Annotated in this window: 24 protein-coding genes and 1 tRNA gene; 14 read left to right on the forward strand and 11 right to left on the reverse strand. The window is 62.5% G+C overall.

The genetic code is table 11. The features are described 5' to 3' along the window. Positions 1 to 93: 93 nt before the first annotated feature. Both NLX68_RS17115 and NLX68_RS17120 read right to left on the reverse strand, forming a co-directional pair. Positions 94 to 573: a DUF1842 domain-containing protein gene (locus NLX68_RS17115; RefSeq protein WP_254284945.1), complete on the reverse strand. Its 480-nt coding sequence runs from the start codon at positions 571 to 573 to the stop codon at positions 94 to 96. A gap of 19 nt (positions 574 to 592) precedes the next feature. Next, entirely contained in the window at positions 593 to 1,192 is a 600-nt protein-coding gene (locus tag NLX68_RS17120) for a DUF1842 domain-containing protein (protein ID WP_254284946.1), read from the reverse strand. A 556-nt stretch (positions 1,193 to 1,748) separates the two neighbouring features. On the opposite strand from NLX68_RS17120, the gene NLX68_RS17125 reads away from it, so the two are divergent. The 6 genes from NLX68_RS17125 to NLX68_RS17150 all read left to right on the forward strand — a co-directional run bounded on the left by NLX68_RS17125 (position 1,749) and on the right by NLX68_RS17150 (position 7,324). After that, positions 1,749 to 2,804, forward strand: a complete 1,056-nt coding sequence (locus NLX68_RS17125) for a hypothetical protein (protein WP_254284948.1) — start codon at positions 1,749 to 1,751, stop codon at positions 2,802 to 2,804. Positions 2,805 to 2,806: 2 nt separating this feature from the next. Then, a complete protein-coding gene (locus NLX68_RS17130; RefSeq protein ID WP_254284949.1) occupies positions 2,807 to 3,205 on the forward strand; it encodes a hypothetical protein in 399 nt (132 codons plus the stop codon). A gap of 304 nt (positions 3,206 to 3,509) precedes the next feature. Then, the gene (locus tag NLX68_RS17135; RefSeq protein WP_254284951.1) at positions 3,510 to 3,923 is read left to right on the forward strand and encodes a DUF1367 family protein; all 414 of its coding nucleotides are present in this window, start codon (positions 3,510 to 3,512) and stop codon (positions 3,921 to 3,923) included. Next, positions 3,920 to 4,207, forward strand: a complete 288-nt coding sequence (locus NLX68_RS17140) for a barstar family protein (RefSeq protein WP_254284952.1) — start codon at positions 3,920 to 3,922, stop codon at positions 4,205 to 4,207. Before NLX68_RS17135 ends, NLX68_RS17140 begins: the two co-directional genes overlap by 4 nt. Positions 4,208 to 4,362: 155 nt before the next feature. Beyond that, entirely contained in the window at positions 4,363 to 6,780 is a 2,418-nt protein-coding gene (locus tag NLX68_RS17145; protein WP_254284953.1) for a glucose/quinate/shikimate family membrane-bound PQQ-dependent dehydrogenase, read from the forward strand. A gap of 112 nt (positions 6,781 to 6,892) precedes the next feature. Continuing rightward, positions 6,893 to 7,324: an MAPEG family protein gene (locus tag NLX68_RS17150; RefSeq protein ID WP_254284955.1), complete on the forward strand. Its 432-nt coding sequence runs from the start codon at positions 6,893 to 6,895 to the stop codon at positions 7,322 to 7,324. Between the two features lie 9 nt (positions 7,325 to 7,333). Here the strand turns inward: NLX68_RS17150 and NLX68_RS17155 are convergent, their stop codons facing one another. The 5 genes from NLX68_RS17155 to NLX68_RS17175 all read right to left on the reverse strand — a co-directional run bounded on the left by NLX68_RS17155 (position 7,334) and on the right by NLX68_RS17175 (position 11,578). Next, entirely contained in the window at positions 7,334 to 7,966 is a 633-nt protein-coding gene (locus tag NLX68_RS17155; protein WP_254284956.1) for a LysE family translocator, read from the reverse strand. Positions 7,967 to 8,133: 167 nt separating this feature from the next. Then, positions 8,134 to 8,208, reverse strand: a tRNA-Gln gene (locus tag NLX68_RS17160). A 271-nt stretch (positions 8,209 to 8,479) separates the two neighbouring features. After that, positions 8,480 to 9,715, reverse strand: coding sequence for a saccharopine dehydrogenase family protein (locus tag NLX68_RS17165; protein WP_036996162.1), 1,236 nt, complete (start codon positions 9,713 to 9,715; stop codon positions 8,480 to 8,482). A 27-nt stretch (positions 9,716 to 9,742) separates the two neighbouring features. Further along, a complete protein-coding gene (gene nspC, locus NLX68_RS17170) occupies positions 9,743 to 10,840 on the reverse strand; it encodes a carboxynorspermidine decarboxylase (protein WP_254285078.1) in 1,098 nt (365 codons plus the stop codon). 105 nt (positions 10,841 to 10,945) lie between these two features. Further along, positions 10,946 to 11,578, reverse strand: coding sequence for a LysE family translocator (locus NLX68_RS17175; protein ID WP_254284958.1), 633 nt, complete (start codon positions 11,576 to 11,578; stop codon positions 10,946 to 10,948). Positions 11,579 to 11,732: 154 nt separating this feature from the next. On the opposite strand from NLX68_RS17175, the gene NLX68_RS17180 reads away from it, so the two are divergent. Continuing rightward, entirely contained in the window at positions 11,733 to 12,185 is a 453-nt protein-coding gene (locus NLX68_RS17180; protein WP_254284960.1) for an Lrp/AsnC family transcriptional regulator, read from the forward strand. A 98-nt stretch (positions 12,186 to 12,283) separates the two neighbouring features. Here NLX68_RS17180 and NLX68_RS17185 read toward each other — a convergent pair whose 3' ends face one another. The 4 genes from NLX68_RS17185 to thpR all read right to left on the reverse strand — a co-directional run bounded on the left by NLX68_RS17185 (position 12,284) and on the right by thpR (position 15,049). Further along, positions 12,284 to 13,207 carry a LysR family transcriptional regulator gene (locus tag NLX68_RS17185; RefSeq protein ID WP_254284961.1) on the reverse strand — a complete coding sequence of 308 codons (924 nt, stop codon included), beginning with the start codon at positions 13,205 to 13,207 and terminating at the stop codon, positions 12,284 to 12,286. Continuing rightward, positions 13,207 to 13,518: an NIPSNAP family protein gene (locus NLX68_RS17190; protein ID WP_010224063.1), complete on the reverse strand. Its 312-nt coding sequence runs from the start codon at positions 13,516 to 13,518 to the stop codon at positions 13,207 to 13,209. Before NLX68_RS17190 ends, NLX68_RS17185 begins: the two co-directional genes overlap by 1 nt. Before the next feature lie 60 nt (positions 13,519 to 13,578). Next, positions 13,579 to 14,238 carry an HD domain-containing protein gene (locus NLX68_RS17195; protein ID WP_254285079.1) on the reverse strand — a complete coding sequence of 220 codons (660 nt, stop codon included), beginning with the start codon at positions 14,236 to 14,238 and terminating at the stop codon, positions 13,579 to 13,581. 271 nt (positions 14,239 to 14,509) lie between these two features. Further along, entirely contained in the window at positions 14,510 to 15,049 is a 540-nt protein-coding gene (gene thpR / locus NLX68_RS17200; protein ID WP_254284962.1) for an RNA 2',3'-cyclic phosphodiesterase, read from the reverse strand. Positions 15,050 to 15,197: 148 nt separating this feature from the next. Here thpR and NLX68_RS17205 point away from each other — a divergent pair, with 148 nt between their 5' ends. The 7 genes from NLX68_RS17205 (at position 15,198) to NLX68_RS17235 (ending at position 20,883) form a co-directional block, all read left to right on the forward strand. Further along, a complete protein-coding gene (locus NLX68_RS17205) occupies positions 15,198 to 15,977 on the forward strand; it encodes an ABC transporter substrate-binding protein (RefSeq protein ID WP_254284963.1) in 780 nt (259 codons plus the stop codon). 24 nt (positions 15,978 to 16,001) lie between these two features. Beyond that, positions 16,002 to 16,691 (forward strand): ABC transporter permease, encoded by a 690-nt coding sequence (locus tag NLX68_RS17210; protein WP_010225298.1) that lies wholly within the window; start codon positions 16,002 to 16,004, stop codon positions 16,689 to 16,691. A gap of 10 nt (positions 16,692 to 16,701) precedes the next feature. Continuing rightward, positions 16,702 to 17,400 (forward strand): ABC transporter permease, encoded by a 699-nt coding sequence (locus tag NLX68_RS17215; protein WP_254284964.1) that lies wholly within the window; start codon positions 16,702 to 16,704, stop codon positions 17,398 to 17,400. Between the two features lie 9 nt (positions 17,401 to 17,409). Then, positions 17,410 to 18,522, forward strand: a complete 1,113-nt coding sequence (locus NLX68_RS17220; RefSeq protein ID WP_254284965.1) for a succinylglutamate desuccinylase/aspartoacylase family protein — start codon at positions 17,410 to 17,412, stop codon at positions 18,520 to 18,522. Positions 18,523 to 18,541: 19 nt separating this feature from the next. Then, positions 18,542 to 19,306, forward strand: coding sequence for an ABC transporter ATP-binding protein (locus NLX68_RS17225; RefSeq protein WP_010225304.1), 765 nt, complete (start codon positions 18,542 to 18,544; stop codon positions 19,304 to 19,306). Between the two features lie 82 nt (positions 19,307 to 19,388). Beyond that, positions 19,389 to 20,294 carry a MurR/RpiR family transcriptional regulator gene (locus tag NLX68_RS17230; RefSeq protein WP_254284966.1) on the forward strand — a complete coding sequence of 302 codons (906 nt, stop codon included), beginning with the start codon at positions 19,389 to 19,391 and terminating at the stop codon, positions 20,292 to 20,294. A gap of 76 nt (positions 20,295 to 20,370) precedes the next feature. Further along, the gene (locus NLX68_RS17235; RefSeq protein WP_254284967.1) at positions 20,371 to 20,883 is read left to right on the forward strand and encodes a bifunctional diaminohydroxyphosphoribosylaminopyrimidine deaminase/5-amino-6-(5-phosphoribosylamino)uracil reductase RibD; all 513 of its coding nucleotides are present in this window, start codon (positions 20,371 to 20,373) and stop codon (positions 20,881 to 20,883) included. Positions 20,884 to 20,940 lie beyond the last annotated feature (57 nt).

Genomic DNA, 20,940 nt, shown 5'->3' on the forward strand with positions numbered 1-20,940 from the left:
CACCTATGCCTCGATCTAGCCTAATTCCTACAGCCTTTGCAAGGGTAAGCAAGACAGCCCAGTCACCCCGGGCTGCCCTCCTCCCACACGTGTTTAAGCGCTTTTCAGCTGATCAATCGCCGCCTGCAAGCGATTGCGGCTACGTTCGCTGACGTCCTTCTGGGCCTGGTGAGTTTCAGTCGGTGCCTGGCGTACGCTGGCATGGGGCACCACCTGCCATGGCCTGCCATCCAGCGGCAGGTAGCGATAGCTGGCGGTACCGCGAGCCCAGTTGGCACTGAGAATCCCGTGCAGATGGAAGGTCTGCTCCAGGGTGCTGAACGGGCCGCTCGGGCTGCCGGTCAGGTTGAGGACGATATGGCCCTCACCTTTGAGGCCAAGCTTGAGGTCGGAATAGTCCCCCCACACGTCGGCGTGGAAGTTCAGCGGAGGGTAAGTGGCCGCGAAAATGCTGGCCACGCCGGTGATCTTCTTCTGCACGGTGTTGACCAGCAGATCGAGGGTCAGGACCGGAGCACCGAGCAGACCGGTGCGGACGTTGAGGCGGGTATGGAACAGTCCAATTGCAGGCATGGTGCGACTCCTTGTCTGTTCAGGCGCGGCTGGATTTGCCGGCTTTGCCGGAAGCGCTCTTGGTCGATTCAATGGCGGTGGTCAGGGCAGTACCCGCATCACCGGCGGCCAGGGCCTTGAGGTGGGCGAGATCGCCAGTGGCAATCGCCGCCTCCAGGGTGGCGGCGTGCAACAGCGCTGGGATATCGAGGTCACCGAAGGCCTTGATGCGGGTGTCTTCCCGGTGTGCCGGCGCCTCGACCACAATCCATTGCCCCTGGCTGTTCAGGTAACGGTAGCCGGCCTGGCCTTTTTGCCAGTCCGTGCCGACCGCCAGGTGCAGGCTGAAGATAATCGGCGAGTTGGCAGTAGGGCCGCCATGGTTGCCCTGCAGGGTGATGAGGATGCTGCTCGGGCTCGGCGGCAGGAACAGCTGGTAGCTGTAGGTACCCCACACCTCCAGGTGCAGGTCCAGCGGCGGATTGCTGGACTGGGTAATCTGAGCGGTGCCGCGCAGGGTGCGATCGGCCGGGTGCACCAGCAGGTCGAGAACCAGGCGCTGAGCGCCGGGCGCATCGGTGCCGATAACATAGGACAGTGGGAACAGTCCTATCACGGGTGCTTGTACTGAGTCAGTCATGGTGCCTCCAATGCAATCAATGAGTGGAAACAAGCGCGTGGGCTGTTTCTGGCGGGCGACTTCCTTGGCGCGCAGTTGGATGCAGGCGAACGGCGTTGCGACCTCCACGATGGCGTCATGCGCAGATTGCCTGCGGCGAAGACGCTGCGGTCCGGCACAGCCATGCCCAAACAGGCACGGTCTGCCGAGGTGCAACGGGTATGGAACCCTCCCTGGGCGCATAGCTGCCTGCCTGGCAGCCCTGATCAGTTAAGCAGGGAAAACCGGACTGGCCAGGGGGTAGTGGCAAAAGTGCGTTATGCCCGACGGGTGGTTGAGCGGGCCCCTGAAAAACGCAAACTGCAGGTTGAGTATCCGCAGCTGGCTGCTGATTGGGTGTTCGAGTGAACGTGGCCATCGCTGGCACGCCAGCACCCAAAGGGTTCTTGGCCAGACATTCTAGGCGTATTGGATCAATCCGATTTTGCCGTGGGACGATTCCGATTCCGTCCAGCGGTGCGTTAAGCCGTAAACACCAGTGCTAGGTTCCGGGCTTCATTGCCCAAGGAACCTGCGCATGACAAGGACGCCATCCCCCGTTTTTTCCCCACCTCCTGCGATGACCGCCGCAAGCGGCACGTTGCAGCCAGGCTTCTACATCGTGCCGCGCAGCATGACCGGTGCCCAGGTGCTGGCCCTGCTGACGGCAGAACAGGGGCCTCAGTTGATCGCTCGATTACAGCGACTTAACCCGACCTTTGCCAGTGGCTTCAAGGCGGGGGAAATCTTCGTCATTGCTGACCCGGACATTGGCAATGCCTGCACGCGTGAAGAGGCCGAGCTGATGACGGCTGCGGCGCAGGTGCGCGAAAGCCTGGCTGCACTCAGTGCTGAAGAGGCCAATTTCATGATGCGCCATCAGGCCGAGATTGCCGGGCTGTCCGCGGGTGCGAGCCAGGCTATGGGGGTCGGCAAGGACATGCTGGAAAAGGGCCTGCGCCAGGTCGAAGCAACGTTGCGCAGTATCGAGCAATTGCATCAACGCGAATTCAGCCGCAGCGGCAAGTTGAACAGCGCAGACTTCTTCAACGCCCGCCGACGGCTGCACTTGCAGCTTGATGCGCAGCTCAAGAGTGCCTTCCTGAACAAGCAGCTGAACCTGGGGAGCTACGACAGCTTGCGCAAGGGCCTGGGAATTTCGACGCGTAGCCTGGTGCACCGCTGGAGCCGGGCCGGCGGGGCCGGGCAGATTCCCGGGTACGCTACGCATTTGGACCAGGTGGCGAAGACGGCCAAGTATCTTAAGTATGGAGGGTATGTCGGGATCGGGTTGGGTGGGACGGCGTCGTGGTTGACGGTGCGGGATGCATGTCGGGTTGGGGAGACGGATGAATGCAAAAGGATCCGGTTTACCGCGACGGGTAGCTTTACCGGGGGGCTTATCGGTGGAACGTACGGTGCCAAAGCCGGATTCGTTGCCGCTACTGCTCTATGTGGTGTGTTTGCCGTAGCGAGTGGCGGATTAGGTGTACCGGTTTGTGGGATTGTTCTGGTCGGGGGTGGGTCGCTTGCCGGGGGTATCGCGGGCGGAGCATTCGGGGAGTGGGTGGGTGACTTGATCTATGAGGCGTAGGAATGATCAATATCGACAGTTGGCCATTAGGAATCAAAATTATCTTCGGCCTCTCCCCTTTTCTGGTCGGTTTGACCGGGTTGATGATGAGTGCGTATATCGCTTGTAGCCGCGATTTCCTTGTGCTTATTTCGGCAATTCAGAGCAACCCCTGGTTTGAGTCGCAGAAGCGCTCGCAGGGAACATCCAGCTTTACGTCGCGTTGGAATTTGGTTTACTCAGCGGCGGGAGTATTGATCTGTCCGCATCTGCATATACGAAGAGGATTGCTTGATGCTGAAGAATTCCGCCGCTTCCCCCTCCCCCTCAAACGCCGAATGCTTTGGTCAGTCTGGCTGACAGTCATTGGCTTTGTCTGGTTAATGATTGGCGCTGGGCTGGTGCAGGCGAGCAAGTATTGAAACCACCGTGCAGCAGTCAATCAAGCACGCAAAGGACGTAATCCAGGCGACAACTGACGTGCTGGCTGGACTGGCCCCATCGCGGGTCAAGCCCGCTCCTACAGTGGATCTGTGTGCGCCAGACCTGTGGGAGCAGGCTTGCCTGCGATCGAGCGCGTAGCGGTCGTAATCCGTGCTGCCTCCCACAGATCCGCTCCTTGCACTGGGAGGTCCCGGACCAATCTACACCTGCGAACTCGGCAAAAATTAACCGTTGATCACTGGTAACCTGCAGCCCCGTTCAGGACACTCAGCAAGGCCGATTATGGATGATCCAACCTACTACCCCTTCCACCTCTTCGCCGCCACCTTCGAGAGCGAAGCCCATGCTCAGCTGTTCGCCTTCGAGCAGTGGCAACCCGAGCCGTCGGCCGAGGCAAGCGCAGACGAGTACCAGGCCTGGGAAGCACGCAATCCCACCTGGCGTCTGGCCCAGGAGCTTGAATTCTTCATGGATTCGGACTTTGTCGAGCTGGATGAATCGCTGGAGTATGTGCAGAGCCTGGTGGCCAACGAGGCGCAGAAAGCGCTGTTGTGTTCCCGGTCTCTGGACGGTTTCAGTCATTTCATCATCGTCGGCGACAACGCGATCTATGGGGATCGACGTTCGCCGGATGGATCGCATCCACGGCAACCGCAAAGCACAGCCATACTCACCTATCTGGGGCATTTCAATTGAGTCGCCTGCAGGTTGTAGGGATTGATCTGGGCAAGGTGACAAGCGCCAAGGAGCTGCATTGCCTGTTGAGGGATGCCCTCGGCTTTCCCGATTGGTATGGCTGTAACTGGGATGCCTTCTGGGATGCGATTACCGGGCTTGTGCAGATGCCTAGGCAATTGCAGATCAGTGGGTGGGACGCTTTTTCCAGCCGGTTGCCGAGGGATGCCGAGCTGCTGCAAAAGTGCCTGGCCGCTATGCAGGTTGAGTATCCGCAACTGGCTGCCGATGTGCTGTTCGAGTGAGCGGTTTTTCAGATTGAGGCCAGGGCCAGGCAGATAGGGCACTTCTGCCCTTTTTCAACCGCAGAGCAACGGCCGTCGCAATTATGTACTAACTTGTTAATTAGCTTGCTAAGGGTATACCATTCGGCCACTCCTTCCTTCGAGTTTTATTCGACATGACGCACTCACCGCGCGCCACTGGCGCCTCAACATTCATCCTGGTTGGCCTGGGCGTGATCATCGCCCTGCTCGGCCTTGCGCTAGCCGCCGGTGGCGTGAAGCTGGTCAGCCTGGGCGGTTCCTGGTACTTCCTGATCGGCGGTTTGCTGATGGCGCTTTCTGGCCTGCTGATCGCCCGCCGCAAGCCGGCCGGCGCCTGGCTGTTCGCCGCCTTTCTGATCGGCACCGCGATCTGGGCCGTGGCCGATGTCGGCCTGGTGTTCTGGCCGCTGTTCTCGCGCCTGTTCATGTTCGGCGCGATGGGTCTGGCGGTGGCGCTGGTCTATCCGCTGCTCAAGCGTGCTGCTGGCGCTACGCCAGGCCGTGGCGCCTATGGCCTGGCCGCTGTGCTGGCAATTGCCCTGGCGGTGGCAGCCGGCAATATGTTCGTCGCCCACCCAAGCGTTGCCCCAAGCGGTGACGGCCCGGGCCTGACCACGGTCGACCCGGCCAAGGCGCAGAAGGACTGGGCTCACTACGGCAATACCGAAGGCGGCAGCCGTTTCGCCGCACTCGACCAGATCAACCGCGCCAACGTCGACAAACTGAAAGTGGCCTGGACCTACCACACCGGTGACCTGGCCATCAGCGACGGCAACGGCGCCGAGGACCAGCTGACGCCGCTGCAGGTCGGCAACAAGGTGTTCATCTGCACCCCGCACAACAACCTGATCGCCCTCGATGCCGACACCGGCAAAGCGCTGTGGAAGAACGAGATCAACGCCAAATCGGCAGTCTGGCAGCGTTGCCGCGGCATGGCCTACTTCGATGCCAGCGCACCGATCGCCCAACCGACCCAGGCGAACAGCTCGCCAATCATCGCCGCCAGTGTGCCGGCCGGCGCCAACTGCCAGCGCCGCTTGCTGACCAACACCATCGACGCCCGCCTGATCGCGGTCGACGCCGATACCGGTGAGTTCTGCCAGGGCTTTGGCAGCAACGGCCAGGTTGACCTCAAGGCCGGCCTGGGCAATGTCCCGGACGCCTTCTACCAGCTCTCCTCGGCGCCGCTGATGGCCGGCACCACGGTGGTGGTCGGTGGTCGGGTTGCCGACAACGTCCAGACCGACATGCCAGGTGGCGTGATCCGTGGCTTTGATGTGATCAGCGGGCAGATGCGCTGGGCCTTCGACCCGGGCAATCCTGAAGACCGCAATGCCCCGACCGGCGACAGCACCTACGTGCGCAGTACCCCCAACAGCTGGGCGCCGATGTCCTACGACCCGGCGATGAACACCGTGTTCCTGCCGATGGGCAGCTCGTCCACCGACCTCTACGGCGTCGAGCGTACCGAGCTGAACCACAAGTACGGCGCTTCGGTGCTGGCCCTGGACGCAAGCAGCGGCGCAGAGAAGTGGGTGTACCAGACCGTGCACAACGACCTCTGGGACTTTGACCTGCCGATGCAGCCGAGCCTGATCGACTTCACCAAGGCCGATGGCCAGTCGGTGCCGGCCGTGGTCATCGGTACCAAGGCCGGGCAGATCTACGTGCTCGACCGTGCCACCGGCAAGCCGCTGACCGAGGTGCTGGAAACCCCGGTCAAGCCGGGCAACATCCCCAACGAGCCGTACTCGCCAACCCAGCCAAAATCGGTGGGCATGCCGCAGATCGGTGCCCAGCAACTGACCGAGTCGGACATGTGGGGCGCCACCCCGTATGACCAGCTATTGTGCCGCATCGACTTCAAGAAGATGCGCTATGACGGCCTTTACACAGCGCCCGGCACCGACCTGGCGCTGAGCTTCCCGGGCTCGCTGGGCGGCATGAACTGGGGCAGTATCTCCACCGACCCGGTGCATGGTTTTATCTTCGTCAACGACATGCGCCTGGGCCTGTGGATTCAGATGATCCCGTCGCAGAACAAGGCCCAGGCCGCCTCCGGTGGTGAAGCGCTGAACACCGGCATGGGCGCGGTCCCGCTCAAGGGCACGCCCTATGCGGTGAACAAGAACCGCTTCCTGTCGGTGGCCGGCATTCCGTGCCAGGCGCCGCCGTTCGGCACCCTCACCGCCATCGACATGAAGACCCAGAAAGTTGCCTGGCAAGTGCCGGTCGGCACCGTTGAAGACACCGGCCCCCTGGGTATCCGCATGCACCTGCCGATCAAGGTTGGCCTGCCGACCCTCGGCGGCACCCTGTCGACCCAGGGCGGCCTGGTGTTCATTGCCGGCACCCAGGACTTCTACCTGCGCGCCTTCAACAGCGCCAATGGCGAAGAAATCTGGAAAGCCCGCCTGCCAGTGGGCAGCCAGGGTGGCCCGATGACCTATGTGTCGCCGAAAACCGGCAAGCAGTATGTGGTCATCACCGCCGGTGGTGCGCGCCAGTCGACTGATCGTGGCGACTATGTGATGGCATACGCCTTGCCGTAAATCGCCCCCAATCGCAGGACAAGCCCGCTCCTTCCTGGAGCGGGCATTTTTCGCATATACGCGCCTGCGCAATCTGGGCGATGATCGCGCTCCCTGTTTTCAAGGAATGAAGATGAACGCGCTCCTCTCCATCTACGCCCTTTGCGTGGTCGTTCTGTTTGTGAAGATGCTGGCGATCTCTTGCTATCAGGGTTTTTATCGCATCAGCCGCCTGACCTTCAAGCACCCCGAAGATGCTGGTTTTGTCGGCCGCCCGGCGAGCCCCGAGGAGTTGCCGCAAGTCCGCCGCGCGGCCCAGGCCTGGGCCAATGACCTGGAGAACATCCCGCTGTTTTTCGTGTTGGGCGCGTTGTGCCTGGTATTCAACCCGCCGTTCATGCTCACCGCCGGGCTGATGGTGCTGTTCACCGTCGCACGCATGGTGCACACGCTGACCTTCCTGGCACGCTGGCAACCGTGGCGCACGATCGCCTATGCCGTGGCAATCACCTGCCTGCTGGGGTTGGCGGCCATGGTCAGCATGGGCGCCGTGCGACATTTCTAGTCCGCTGCCTTATACCGCCTTGGCACTCAACAAGCGCACCCCCAGGCCGATGAACAAGGCACCCGTTGCACGCTTGAGTGCGGCAACCACGCGCGAGGCGTTCACGTGTTTGCGAAAGTGCATGGCACTGAAGCTGTAGCACGAGTGCACGCCGCAAACGATGGCGGCGCTGGTCAGGTACATGACCGTGAACTGCTCGGCGATCGGCCGGCCATGGTCGAGGAACTGCGGCAGGAAGGCGCAGAAGAAGATCAGGGTTTTCGGGTTGCTGGCCGAGACCAGGAAGGCTTCAGTGCCGATCCGCCATTTCGATTGTGCTGCCGGCACGGCGACTTCGGCGGCAGCGGCCGGAACCGATTTGCGCGCAAACAGCTGGCGTGCACCGAGGTAGATCAAGTACCCCGCGCCTACCACCTTCAAGACCAGGAACGCCGTCGGCAACGCCAGCAACATCGCCCCCACGCCCCAGGCCACGGCACTGATGACCAGCAGTTGCGCCAGCAGGTTGCCGAACAAGGTCACGCCCATGCCTGCCGGGCCATGGCGCAAGGCATTGCGCACGGTCAGCAGAACGTTGGGGCCGGGGGTCAGGGAGGTCAGCAGGTATGCCAGGGAAAAGGTGAGCCAGAGGTGCAGTGCCATGCAGGCAGTCCTTGCCAAAGGGAAACAGGTTGCAACAATGACAGGAGGTGCACTGGCGTGGCAATCACTGTGGGAGCTGGCTTGCCAGCGATCGAGCGCAAGGCGCTCGCAACTCAGCAACACCTGATGTGCAGAGACTGACTAAGAGGAAAGGTACAACGAGAAAATGGCAGGGGCGGCTGGATTCGAACCAACGCATGGCAGGATCAAAACCTGCTGCCTTACCGCTTGGCGACGCCCCTGTAGCTGTAGCGATGAGTGCCTGGCACTCGCTTGCGATGATGCAACGTGGTGCAACCTGAGACGTTGCGGGCCTACGCTGCCAGCCCCGTGAGGGCCGTTGCAAGAATGGTCGACAATTTAGCAAACTTTGTCGTGTCTGGGAAGCCCCTGACTGCACAAATTGTTGTTAAAACAGCCACTTACTCTGAATCGAGGCGCCAGATCGGCGCCTCGACCGTTCACCGGCTGCGCACAACCTGGCGCAGCCGGTGTTTTACCGCCGCGTGGAACTCAGTTCCACGGACGGTCGCCGTTCTCGTCTTTAACCCGAGTCGGCAGGCCCATCACGTCCAGCGCCTTGAGGAACGGCTCGGCTGGCAGCTCCTCGACGTTGACCATGCGCTGCACGTCCCACTCGCCACGGGCAACCAGCAGCGCTGCGGCGACTGGCGGCACGCCTGCGGTGTAGGAAATGCCCTGGCTATCGGTTTCGGCGTAGGCCTCCTCGTGATCAGCTACGTTGTAGATGAACACTTCGCGCGGCTGGCCGTCCTTGGTGCCTTTGACCAGGTCGCCGATGCAGGTCTTGCCGGTGTACCCCGGCGCCAGCGAGGCAGGATCGGGCAGCACGGCCTTGACCACTTTAAGCGGCACCACTTCCAGGCCTTCGGCGGTCTTGACCGGTTGCTCGGAAAGCAGGCCAAGGTTCTTCAGCACGGTGAAGACGTTGATGTAGTGCTCGCCGAAGCTCATCCAGAAACGCACGTTCGGCACGTCGAGGTTCTTCGACAGCGAGTGCACTTCGTCATGGCCGGTCAGGTACAGGTTCTGCGAACCGACTACCGGCAGGTCGTCGGTACGTTTGACTTCGAACATGGTGTTGCTGGTCCACTGGCTGTTCTGCCAGCTCCACACCTGCCCGGTGAACTCGCGGAAGTTGATTTCCGGGTCGAAGTTGGTGGCAAAGTACTTGCCGTGGGATCCGGCATTGACGTCGAGAATGTCGATCGAATCAATGCTGTCGAAATACTGTTGCTTGGCCAGGGCCGCATAGGCGTTGACCACGCCCGGATCGAAGCCCACGCCAAGAATGGCGGTAACGTTCTTTTGTTGGCATTCCTCGAGGTGTTTCCACTCGTAGTTGCCATACCAGGGCGGCGTCTCGCAGATCTTGCCCGGTTCTTCGTGAATGGCGGTGTCCAGGTAGGCCACGCCAGTATCGATGCAGGCACGCAGCACCGACATGTTGAGGAAAGCGGAACCGACGTTGATGACGATTTGCGATTCGGTTTCGCGGATCAGCGCTTTGGTCGCTTCGACGTCCAGCGCATTCAACGAGAAGGCCTTGATCTCTGCAGGTTGCTTGAGGCTACCCTTGGCCTTGACGCTGTCGATGATGGCCTGGCATTTGGAGATGTTGCGCGACGCGATAGCAATACGACCGAGTTCGTCGTTGTGCTGCGCGCACTTGTGGGCCACCACCTTGGCGACACCTCCTGCACCAATGATAAGAACGTTCTTCTTCAATTTCTCTTTCTCTCCTTTACTGCCAGCTTACGACAGGCTGGACAAGTAGTCTTCGAACCCGAATTCACGAACCAGCTCGACACTACCGTCGAGTTGTTTCACTACGATGGACGGCATTTTCAAGCCGTTGAACCAGTTTTTCTTGACCATGGTGTAACCCGCTGCGTCAACAAACGACAGCCGATCGCCGATGGCCAGCGGACGATCGAATTGGTATTCGCCGAAAATGTCCCCGGCAAGGCAGGATTTGCCGCATACCATGTAGGTGTGTTCGCCCTCGCTTGGCGCCAGCTTGGCGTTCAGGCGGTAGATCAGCAGGTCGAGCATGTGCGCTTCGATCGAGCTGTCGACCACGGCCAGGTGCTTGCCGTTGTAGAGGGTGTCGAGCACGGTCACTTCCAGCGAGGCGCTCTGGGTGATCGCCGCTTCGCCCGGCTCCAGGTAAACCTGCACGCCGTACTTCTCGGAGAAGGCTTTCAGGCGCGCGCAGAAGGCGTCGAGTGCATAGCCTTCCCCGGTGAAGTGGATGCCGCCGCCGAGGCTGACCCACTCGACCTTGTACAGCAGGTGGCCGAAGCGCTCTTCGATGGTGCCGAGCATCTGGTCGAACAGGTCGAAGTCGCTGTTCTCGCAGTTGTTGTGGAACATGAAGCCGGAGATCTTCTCGATGACGGCTTCGACCTTCACCGGGTCCCACTCGCCCAGGCGGCTGAACGGGCGCGCCGGGTCGGCCAGCAGGTAGTCGGAGCTGCTCACCTGCGGGTTGACGCGCAGGCCGCGGACCTTGCCTTCAGAGGCGTCGGCAAAGCGTTGCAGCTGGCCGATGGAGTTGAAGATGATCTTGTCGCAGTTGTCGAGCATCTCTTCGATTTCATCGTCGGCCCAGGCCACACTGTAGGCGTGGGTCTCGCCGGCGAACTTCTGGCGGCCGAGCTTGAGCTCGTACAGCGACGACGAAGTAGTGCCGTCCATGTACTGCTGCATCAGGTCGAATACCGACCAGGTGGCGAAGCACTTGAGTGCCAGCAGGGCCTTGGCCCCGGACTGCTCGCGCACGTAGGCGATTTTTTCCATGTTGCGCAGCAGCTTGGTTTTATCGATGAGGTAGTACGGCGTTTTGATCAATTCGAGGCCCCCGGCCAGGCCGGCCAAAAAAAGGACACGCATTGTGCCTTCCCTTGCCCCAAGTCGAAAGAGCAAAAGCGCTTTTCCCTTGATCAGCGGTCAAATTCAGAGCATTCGAAGGTGGCCGAGCCACTGTTCGACGAGCAAAACCGCGGCAATCAGGATCATCGCCAGCCCCGACACCCGGCTGACCACTTTCGCCGCCGTGGGCCGCGCCTGCAGCACCGCCTGCGAGCCAAAGCCCACCAATAGATAGACCACAGCGCAACTGAAGGCATGGACCAGGCCCAGGGTGATGATCTGCACCGGCACAGGCCAAGCGGCCATGGCATCGGTAAATTGCGGCAGCAAGGCCAGAAACAACAGAAACACCTTGGGGTTCAAACCGCTGATGCAGGCGCCTTTGAGTGTCCAGCGTGCCCAGGAGGCCGACGCCTGCGCCTGCCCGGCTTGTGGTACCGAAGGATGGATGAGCATGTTCACGCCCAGCCACAGCAGGTAAGCCGAGCCCGCCACCGTCAGCAGCGTCAGGGCCATCGGGTTGCTCGCCACCAGCCCGCCAACCCCGGCGGCGACCACCAGGGTTGCCGCCAGGTGCCCGAGCAACAGCCCGGTCACGGCAGGCACCACCACCCGGCCGCGCATACCGGCAGAAATGGCATAAGCCCAGTCCACGCCCGGGGTGATCACGAACAACAAGGATACCGCCCAGAAAGCGGCCAGCATGTTCAAGGTCATGGTCGCACCGCCTGGGGCTGCGCCTGGAAGTTTGTTGTCTGCATCGTGCTCTCTCAGTCCGGATATGGAGTCCGGAGGGAGATTAGAGAAAAGCTGGTAGGATTATCTTTCGAATATTCCAGCCTTGCCCGCCTATGGAGAAAGGTTCTTCCCAATGGACAGGATTGACCGCAAGATTCTTGCTGAACTGCAAAACGACGGACGCCTGTCGGTGACCGAACTGGCCGACCGGGTGGGTTTGAGCCTGTCGCCCTGCCACCGTCGGCTGCGTGCCCTGGAGCAATCCGGGGTGATCCAGGGCTACCGCGCGCAACTGGCACCGGGAGCCCTGGGGCTGAACTTCTCGGCGATGGTGTTCGTGACCTTGCGCGAAGGTGATCGCCAGGCGGTGAGCGCTTTTGAAGCGGCGTTGCAGGAGATCCCGCAGATCGTCGAGGCGCAGCGGCTGTTTGGTGATCCGGACTACCTGCTGCAGGTGGTCAGCCGCGACCTTCCCGCCTTTCAGCAGTTGTACGATGAGCAACTGTCGGCACTGCCCAATGTCCAGCGCCTGACCTCGACCCTGGTGATGAAGCGGGTTATCGACAACCGCTCGTTGCCGATGTGAGCTGAGCGCACAATTGTTCTAAACCCCGCCGCGCAAACGGGTTATGGTCGTGCATGCCCACGCCCTGTTGGGCGTCGGTAGTGCGCGATTGCGGCGCTTCAATCAACTGTTGGCGTTGCTGCTGGTCGCTTCAGCCTGGCTGAATGTGTTTGCAGAAAGGCCTGCAGCGCTTTGACCCGCTCGGTCACCTGCGCCCGGTGCGGGCACATCAGGTACACCGGAACGTGCTCGCCCTGCCACTCGCCCAGCAGCGGCAGCAGGCGCCCGGCCTCGACGTCCGCGGCCACATCCAGCCAGGCCTTGTACGCCACGCCATGCCCGGCCAGGGCCCAGCGCCGGGCGACTTCACCGTCGTCGCAGCGATACTCGCCCTGCACCCGTACTTCGCTCACTTCAGTGCCGCGCGCAAAACGCCACAGGTCGTAAGGTCGCCCGTTGCGCTGATAGATCACGCACTGATGGCGGGCCAGGTCCTGGGGCGTCGACGGTGCGCCATGGCGGGCCAGGTACTCGGGGCTGGCACAGGCAACACGGTGGTGATCGAGCAGAATCGGCAAGGCGACCATCTCGGAGTCGGCAGGCACGCCAAAGCGCAAGGCGACGTCGACCGGCTCGCGGTACAGGTCGCTGGCCTGGTCATTGAGCAGCAATTGCAGCTGCACCCGCGGGAACTCGCGCTTGAACTCGTCCAGCCAGGCCAACAGCACACTGCGACCAAAATCCGACGGTGCCGCCAGTTGCAACAGGCCGCCCATCGCCAGGGACTGTTCGCGCAGGGCCTGCTCCCCCTCGGCCAGGGCCCCCAGGGCCAGGCGCACGCTGTCGAGGTAACGACGGCCTTCGTCGGTCAGCCGTTGCTGGCGGGTGGAACGGGCAAACAGGCGGACCTGCAGGCGCGTTTCCAGACGCTTGAGCGCAAGGCTGGCGGCCGCCGGAGTGATGTCCAGGCTGCGCGCGGCAGCAGACAGACTGCCCTCGTCGGCCACGCGCACGAACAGCTCAAGATCAAAAAGCGTGCTCATCAGTCCTGACCGAATACCGGACGGAAAAACGAGCGCTCATAGCTAATGATGCACCGGGTGTCCTGGGCGTACTGGAAGGCGGCCAGGCACTCAGGGTCGTTCATCGAGTCCTGGCGGTAGCGTTCGTACTCGGCAAGGCTTGGAAAGCTGAACATCGCCAGGGCGATATTATTGGCGCCTTCGGAGGGCAGGAAGTAGCCGTGGTGCTGGCCGCCGAAGCGCTCCACCAGCGGTATCCAGAGCTTGCCGTAATGCTCGAACTCGGCGAGTTTGTAGGGGTCGAGGACGTAGCGCAGGTAGCAGGTGATCATCGGTGGCTCTCGCTCAGGTTGCTCGGCAGCCGAGAATGCACGAATCCGCCGCTGCCCGCATCACTCTTGAGGGCCGGCAATCTCGTCCATGAAGCCTTCAACGAACAGCTCCAGGCGCCGATGCCGCTCGGCGGCCAGGCGTGCGCCCTCCCCGGTCTGAAAACCCGAGGCCAGTTTCAGCAACTTGGTGTGGAAATGTTCGAGGCTGAACTGGCGATCCTGGTAATCGCGCCCTGCCGCGGTGGGGTTGTTGAAGTCGTATAGCGCAGAGCCCATGCGCCCGCCGACGTAGAAACAACGGGCCACGCCGACCATGCCGATGGCGTCCAGACGATCGCTGTCCTGAAGAATTTTTGCCTCAAGGGTTTCAGGCTGCAAGCCGGCAGAAAAACTGTGGGTGGCGATGGCGTGGGCCACGGCGCTGATGCGCTCGGCAGGCCAGCCGAGTTCGGCCAACAGTATTGCAGCCCTTTCTGCGGACAGCGTCGACGCCTTGGCGCGTAGCGGGGAATTTTTTTCGACCGCAACGCAATCGTGCAGCAAGGCGGCGGCCAAAAGGATCTGCAGGTCGCCGCCCTCCTTGGCCTGGAGGGTTCGGGCGTTGGTCCAGACCCGATGGATGTGGGCCAGGTCGTGGGAGCCATCGCCGTTGTCCGCAGGCAAGTGCGGCAACAAAAGGTCGGCGAGGGCCTGGCAGGGGTGGAAAGGTTGGGCGGGCATCATGAGCGGGTTCTTGGACTGGGCAATCGAAAATACGCCAGCATCGCCTGGATTGCGACCGCTTCGCGGTCGTCATCCAGGCCATCCCAGATGTGCAGACTGTACTGGCCCCATCGCTGGCAAGCCAGCTCCCACAGTGGATCGGTGTACGCCGGACTTGTAGGAGCTGGCCTTGCCAGCGATCGGGCGCGAAGCGCTCGTAACCCAGACAACACCTGATGTGCTGGCTGTACCGGCCTCATCGCGGGGCAAGCGCGAAGCGCGTCGTAGACTAGAACGGCCACTGCGCCAACGACCAGTACTGGCCCTTGCGCGACTCGAACAAGGTGAAGTGCCGCGCGCGCAGCATAAAGGCTGCCGGCTCCAGGGCTTCAGGCTCACTACCACGGTAGTCGCGGGCCAGGGTCAGGTGCGGACGGTAGTCCCGTGGGTCCTGGACAATGCCCAACGGCAGCATCGCCTGCTGCAACGCGTACGCCAACTGGCGCAAGGCCGCAGGCGTCTGGCTGGGCACCAGCACCAACGCCTTGGCCGGGCGCCACACCTCAAGCCGGTCGAGCACCAGCGTCAGCAACTCGCCAGGCACCTTGACACCAGCGGCAGCAGCCAGGATCGCCGGCAACTGAGCAGTGCCGGCGGCACCGACGAACATCAGGGTCAGGTGAAAGTTCGCCGACGGTACCGGCCGGGCGGTGCCCATATCCAGTTCGCCGCGCCATCGGGCAATGGCCCGGCGCTGTTCTGGCCCGCAATCGAGGGCAAAGAACAGCCGCTTGAACGGCTCACCGGTTTCGCCAATGCCTGGGGCCATGCCGCGCTCTCCTTGGGTCGAATGCTGAGTCTAACCCCTGCGCGGATATGCCGTCAGTCGCCGGACTGATATTTTTATTTTCATAAAATTGATTTATGAAATTATTCATGTCATTTCTATGCGTACCCCACCCACCGGAGTCAAGAATATGAACAAGACCGGACTTCTAGTAGGCGCACTGGCCCTCTGTGCCTGCAGCGCATTCGCCCAGGCCGATCAAGGCAGCCTGCGCATCGGCATCGAGGCCGCCTACCCGCCTTTCTCCTACCGCACGCCACAAGGCGAACTGGCAGGCTTTGACTACGACATCGGCAACGCCCTGTGCGCGCAGATGCAGGTCAAGTGTCAGTGGGTGATCCAGGAATTCGACGGCATGATCCCGTCATTGAAAGTACGCAAGATCGACGCGGTGCTGTCGTCGATGTCGATTACCGAGGACCGGCTGAAATCGGTCGATTTCACCGACAAGTACTACCACACGCCCGGCAAGTTCGCGATGAAGGCCGGCAACCAGATCAACGATCCAACCACCGATCTCAAGGGCAAGCGGGTCGGCGTACAGCGCGCCTCGACCTACGACCGCTTCGCCACCGAGCAGCTGGAAAGCGCCGGCGTCGAAGTGGTGCGCTACGCCTCGCAGAACGAAGCCTTTCTCGACCTTGCCGCCGGACGCCTGGACGCCACCCTCGCCGACATCGTCAACACCACAGAGAGCTTCATCAAGACCCCGGCCGGGCAAGGCTTTGCCCTGGTCGGCCCGGATATCAGCGATCCGCAGTACTTCGGCCGCGGCGCCGGGATTGCCGTGCGCAAGGGCGACAGCGCCAACCTGGCCAGGCTCAACGCCGCCATCGCGGCGATCCGCGCCAACGGCACCTACCAACAGGTGCAAAGCAAGTACTTCCCGTTCGATATCTACGGCCACTAAGCCCGGCTGGCGAGGACTTTCATCATGCTTCATGGCTACGGATCGAGCATTCTCGATGGCGCCTGGCTGACCATCAACCTGGCCTTGCTGGCCATGGCCATGGCCATCTGCCTCGGCCTGTTCGGCGCGGCCTGCCGCTTGTCGCCACTCAAATGGCTGGCCCGCCTGGGCGAGCTGTACACCACAGTAGTGCGCGGCATCCCCGACCTGGTGCTGATCCTGCTGGTGTTTTATGGCGGCCAGGACCTGGTCAACCGTCTGGCATTGGCCCTGGGTTACCAGCAGTACATTGACATCAACCCGTTCATTGCCGGGGTCTGCACCATGGGCTTCATCTTCGGCGCCTACCTCTCGGAAACCTTCCGTGGCGCCTTCCTGGCCATCCCCAAAGGCCAGGCCGAAGCCGGCGCAGCCTACGGCATGAGCGCCCTGCAGGTGTTCTGGCGGATCAGCGTGCCGCAGATGGTACGCCTGGCGCTGCCAGGCTTTACCAACAACTGGCTGGTACTGACCAAGTCCACCGCGCTGATTTCGGTGATCGGCCTGCAGGACATGATGTTCAAGGCCAAGAACGCGGCCGATGCCACCCATCAGCCGTTCACCTTCTTTGTTGCCGTGGCCGGCCTGTACCTGCTGCTGACCAGCCTGTCGCTGCTGCTGTTGCGCGGCGTCGAGAAACGCTACTCGGTCGGCTGTAAAGCCGCCGAACTGTGAGGGGAGTTGTTTGATGCTCGACTATCAGCTGATCTGGCAAAACCTGCCGCTGTACTGCAACGGCATCCTGCTGACTTTGAAGGTACTGCTGATCTCCCTGGCCTGCGGCCTGGCGCTGGCGATCCCGCTGGCCCTGATGCGGGTCTCGCGCAACTGCCTGCTGCGCTATCCGGCCTGGCTCTACACCTATGTGATCCGCGGTACGCCGATGCTGGTGCAGCTGTTTCTGATCTATTACGGCCTGGCCCAGTTCGAGGCGGTGCGCCACAGTGTGCTGTGGCCGTACCTGTCCAGCGCGACCTTCTGCACCTGCCTGGCGTTTGCCATCAACACCAGCGCCTACAGCGCCGAGTTGCTGGCCGGTAGCCTGCGGTCCACGGCCCGTGGCGAGGTCGAGGCGGCCCGGGCCATGGGCATGTCGCGCCTGACGATGTACCGGCGCATCCTGCTGCCTTCGGCCCTGCGCCGGGCCTTGCCGCAATACAGCAATGAAGTGCTGATGATGCTGCAGACCACCAGCCTGGCCTCGATCGTCACCCTGGTCGATATCACCGGCGCGGCTAAAACCTTCAATGCCCGTTACTACCTGCCCTTCGAGGCGTTCATTACCGCCGGGCTGATCTACCTGGCCCTGACTTTCATGCTGGTGCGCCTGTTCAAGCTGGCCGAGCGCCGCTGGCTGGCCTACCTCGCCCCGCGCAAGCACTAAGGAGCTTTCATGCAGCAAATTGACCATGTTCTGCCCTGGAGCGCCTGCGGCACCCAGCGCACCCTACGCCTGTTTCGCTTCGGCAGCGGCCCGCGCAAGGCCTATATCCAGGCTTCGCTGCACGCCGATGAACTGCCCGGCATGCGGGTGGCGGTCGAACTCAAACGGCGCTTGGGCGAGCTTGAGGCCCAGGGCCGGCTCAGTGGCGTGATCGAACTGGTGCCACTGGCCAACCCGATCGGCATTGGCCAGATGTTCCAGGCCACGCACCAGGGCCGTTTCGAGTTCAACAGCGGCAAGAACTTCAACCGCGATTTCCCGCCCTTGACCGAAGCCCTGGTGGCGCGCCTTGAGGGCCAACTGGGCAGTGATGGCGCGGCCAACGTGGCAACGATTCGCCGGGCCATGGCCGCAGCCCTCGCCGAGTTGCCCCCGGCGCGCAGCGAGCTCGATGGCCTGCGCCGCCTGTTGCTGCAAAGCGCCTGCGATGCTGACCTGGTACTGGACCTGCACTGCGACTTCGAATCGGTGATGCTGCTCTACGCCCTGCCGCAGAACTGGCCAAGCCTGCGCTCGCTGGCGGCCCGCCTGGGTGCCGAAGCGGTGCTATTGGCCGAGGACGCCGGTGGCGACGCCTTCGATGAAGCCTGTGCGGTGCCCTGGCTGCGCCTGCGCGAGTACTTCCCCGAGGCCGAGATTCCCCTGGCCTGCGTGGCCACCACCGTCGAACTGCGCGGCATGGCTGATACCGGGCGGGAACAATGCCAGGCCAGCGCCGAGCAGATTCTCGGCTACCTCGCCGACCAGGGCCTGATCAACGGCGACTGGCCCGAGGCGCCCAGCCAGTGCTGCGTCGCCACGCCCTTTGCCGGTGCCCAGTACGCCTATGCCGAACACCCCGGCGTGGTCAGCTACCTGCAACCTTTGGGGGCGCGGGTCACGGTCGGCGACCCGCTGTTCGAAGTGATCGACCCGCTGACCGATCGCCACAGCGTGGTCCGCGCCAGCACCGACGGCGTCCTCTATGCCCGTGAACGCCTGCGTTTTGCCCAACCCGGCCTGTGGCTGGCCAAGGTCGCCGGCACTACGCCGATACGCCACGGCCGCCTGCTCACCGACTGACACCAGCGAGTACTGACTGATGAACAAACTGCAAATCAACGACCTGCATAAAAGCTACGGCACCCACCAGGTGCTCAAGGGCGTCTCGCTGCAGGCCAGCGCCGGTGACGTGATCAGCATCATCGGCTCCAGCGGCTCGGGCAAGAGCACCTTCCTGCGCTGCATCAACCTGCTTGAGCAACCCAACGCCGGCGAGATCCTGGTCAACGGCGAGCAGCTCAAGCTGCGCAGCTGCCCCCGCGGCGGGCTCCGGGCCGCCGACCCGCGTCAGCTGCAACGCCTGCGTGCGCGGCTGAGCATGGTCTTTCAGCACTTCAACCTGTGGTCGCACATGAGCGCGCTGGACAACGTCATGGAAGCCCCGGTGCAGGTGCTGGGCATCAACCGCAAGGAAGCCCGCGACAAGGCCGAACACTACCTGCACAAGGTCGGCGTCAGCCATCGCCGCGACGCCTACCCTGCGCACATGTCCGGCGGCGAACAGCAACGGGTGGCAATCGCCCGCGCGTTGGCCATGGAACCGGAAGTGATGCTGTTCGACGAGCCGACGTCGGCGCTCGACCCGGAACTGGTCGGCGAAGTGCTCAAAGTCATGCAGGACCTGGCCAGCGAAGGCCGGACCATGGTGGTGGTCACCCATGAAATGGGCTTTGCCCGCGAGGTGTCCAACCAGTTGCTGTTCCTCCACCAGGGCATTGCCGAAGAACGTGGCCACCCCCGTGAAGTGCTGGCCAGGCCGCAGTCCGAGCGCCTGCGCCAGTTTCTCGCCGGCAGCCTCAAGTAAGCCCCCAGGCCTCGCCCCGACTGCACGCCGGGGAGTGGCTTGGGATACACTGCGACCCATCTTTCAGGGAGCCTTGCGCCGGATGTCGAGCACTTCGAAGAACACCACCGTCTACGCCTCGCCGGTCATGCGCAAGCTGTCGGAAAGCCTCGCCGAACTGCAACCCTCGTTGCGCAAGGTGGCCGATTACATCCTGCGTCACCCGCTCAAGGCGGCCACCCTGACCATCGAAGAGATGGCCCAGGCCACCGCCACCTCGCCCGCCGCCGTCAACCGCCTGGCCAAGGCCCTAGACCTGGGCGGCTACAGCGGCATGAAGGCGGAGCTGGTGAGCACCCTGCAACAAATGGTCTCGCCCGTGGACAAGCTGCGCAATGAACTGGCCCAGCGCCCCGGTGGCGAGTTCGGCCTGCACGAGCAGATCCACAGCGCCAGCAGCAACCTGGCGACCACCCGCAGCATCAACCCGGCGGACACTTTCGAGGCCTTCATCACCTGCCTGACCCAGGCGCGCAAGGTCTATGTGCTGGGTTTTGGCAACAGCGTCTACCTGGCGGGCCTGGCGGCCTCGACCCTGGTACCGTTCTGCGCCGATGCCTGCGCCATCAGCATGGAAGGCGGCAACGAAAATGCCGCTTACCGTCTGGCGGCGATCACTGACCAGGACGTGCTGTTGGCGATTTCCCTGCCGCGTTACTCCCAGGACACCCTGCAGCTCTCGCGCTTTGCCCATGAGCGTGGCGCCACGGTGCTGGCGATTACCGACTCGCCGGCCTCGCCGCTGGCGCCCATCGCCCGTCATACGCTGTTCGCCGCCGCCGATCACCCGGTGCTGACCAGTTCCAACATTGCCGTGCTGGCACTGATCGAAGGCCTGGTGGCCGGGGTCATGGCGCGTAACAAGGAAGCGGTGCAGCTGGCCACCGAACTGACCGAGAGCGTGATGTCCTACCTGCATGTACCCGGCAACAAAATCACCCGCAAGTGAGGCGGCAAAGACGCGCAAGCTGAATTACGCTGTGTACGCGCCTGTGCGCACTCACTACCCCAGGAGCTGAACGACAATGGATTGTTTTTCACCCAGCGATAAGCTGTTCATGCATCAGGCCCTGAGCGAAGGTCGCCGCGCCTTGCCCGCCTGCCTACCCAACCCGCCAGTGGGCTGCGTGCTGGTGCGCCACGGCCAGATCATTGCCCGCGGCTTCACTCAAGCACCCGGCCAGCACCATGCCGAAGCCATGGCCATGGCCCAGCTGGACGGCGATGCCGACGACGTCACCGCCTACGTGACCCTTGAACCCTGCTCGTTTCATGGCCGCACGCCTTCCTGCGCCACCGCCTTGGTCAAGCGCGGCATCCAGCGTGTGTGCGTGGCCATGCTCGACCCCGATCCACGCAATGCCGGGGCAGGTATCGCACTGCTCGAGGCCGCGGGCATCGAGGTGCTGGTGGGCGTGCTGCAAGCCCAGGCCGCGGGGGACCTCGGTCGCTACCTCAAGCATCCGCCTGGCGCTGAACCGTTAACGCAAACGCTGGCGCCTAGCACTATGGTCGGGCACACAACCGGTAACATTTAGTACAAACCAGGGAGCTGATTGTTTATGCTGGCGGGCTTATGCCATGGCGCATCGCCA

Origin of the sequence: Pseudomonas sp. SBB6, assembly GCF_024213215.1 — a bacterium.
Taxonomy (GTDB): domain Bacteria; phylum Pseudomonadota; class Gammaproteobacteria; order Pseudomonadales; family Pseudomonadaceae; genus Aquipseudomonas; species Aquipseudomonas donghuensis.

Bases quoted from the DNA above. Each gene is read 5' to 3' on its own strand.
- NLX68_RS17120 (WP_254284946.1), bottom strand. From the start codon at position 1,192: ATGACTGACTCAGTACAAGCACCCGTGATAGGACTGTTCCCACTGTCC.
- NLX68_RS17125 (WP_254284948.1), top strand. From the start codon at position 1,749: ATGACAAGGACGCCATCCCCCGTTTTTTCCCCACCTCCTGCGATGACC.
- NLX68_RS17135 (WP_254284951.1), top strand. From the start codon at position 3,510: ATGGATGATCCAACCTACTACCCCTTCCACCTCTTCGCCGCCACCTTC.
- NLX68_RS17220 (WP_254284965.1), top strand. From the start codon at position 17,410: ATGCAGCAAATTGACCATGTTCTGCCCTGGAGCGCCTGCGGCACCCAG.
- NLX68_RS17150 (WP_254284955.1), top strand. From the start codon at position 6,893: ATGAACGCGCTCCTCTCCATCTACGCCCTTTGCGTGGTCGTTCTGTTT.
- NLX68_RS17180 (WP_254284960.1), top strand. From the start codon at position 11,733: ATGGACAGGATTGACCGCAAGATTCTTGCTGAACTGCAAAACGACGGA.
- NLX68_RS17230 (WP_254284966.1), top strand. From the start codon at position 19,389: ATGTCGAGCACTTCGAAGAACACCACCGTCTACGCCTCGCCGGTCATG.
- NLX68_RS17115 (WP_254284945.1), bottom strand. From the start codon at position 573: ATGCCTGCAATTGGACTGTTCCATACCCGCCTCAACGTCCGCACCGGT.
- thpR (WP_254284962.1), bottom strand. From the start codon at position 15,049: ATGGCCCCAGGCATTGGCGAAACCGGTGAGCCGTTCAAGCGGCTGTTC.
- NLX68_RS17225 (WP_010225304.1), top strand. From the start codon at position 18,542: ATGAACAAACTGCAAATCAACGACCTGCATAAAAGCTACGGCACCCAC.
- NLX68_RS17155 (WP_254284956.1), bottom strand. From the start codon at position 7,966: ATGGCACTGCACCTCTGGCTCACCTTTTCCCTGGCATACCTGCTGACC.
- NLX68_RS17205 (WP_254284963.1), top strand. From the start codon at position 15,198: ATGAACAAGACCGGACTTCTAGTAGGCGCACTGGCCCTCTGTGCCTGC.
- NLX68_RS17130 (WP_254284949.1), top strand. From the start codon at position 2,807: ATGATCAATATCGACAGTTGGCCATTAGGAATCAAAATTATCTTCGGC.
- NLX68_RS17145 (WP_254284953.1), top strand. From the start codon at position 4,363: ATGACGCACTCACCGCGCGCCACTGGCGCCTCAACATTCATCCTGGTT.
- NLX68_RS17190 (WP_010224063.1), bottom strand. From the start codon at position 13,518: ATGATCACCTGCTACCTGCGCTACGTCCTCGACCCCTACAAACTCGCC.
- NLX68_RS17185 (WP_254284961.1), bottom strand. From the start codon at position 13,207: ATGAGCACGCTTTTTGATCTTGAGCTGTTCGTGCGCGTGGCCGACGAG.
- NLX68_RS17210 (WP_010225298.1), top strand. From the start codon at position 16,002: ATGCTTCATGGCTACGGATCGAGCATTCTCGATGGCGCCTGGCTGACC.
- NLX68_RS17195 (WP_254285079.1), bottom strand. From the start codon at position 14,238: ATGCCCGCCCAACCTTTCCACCCCTGCCAGGCCCTCGCCGACCTTTTG.
- NLX68_RS17175 (WP_254284958.1), bottom strand. From the start codon at position 11,578: ATGACCTTGAACATGCTGGCCGCTTTCTGGGCGGTATCCTTGTTGTTC.
- NLX68_RS17235 (WP_254284967.1), top strand. From the start codon at position 20,371: ATGGATTGTTTTTCACCCAGCGATAAGCTGTTCATGCATCAGGCCCTG.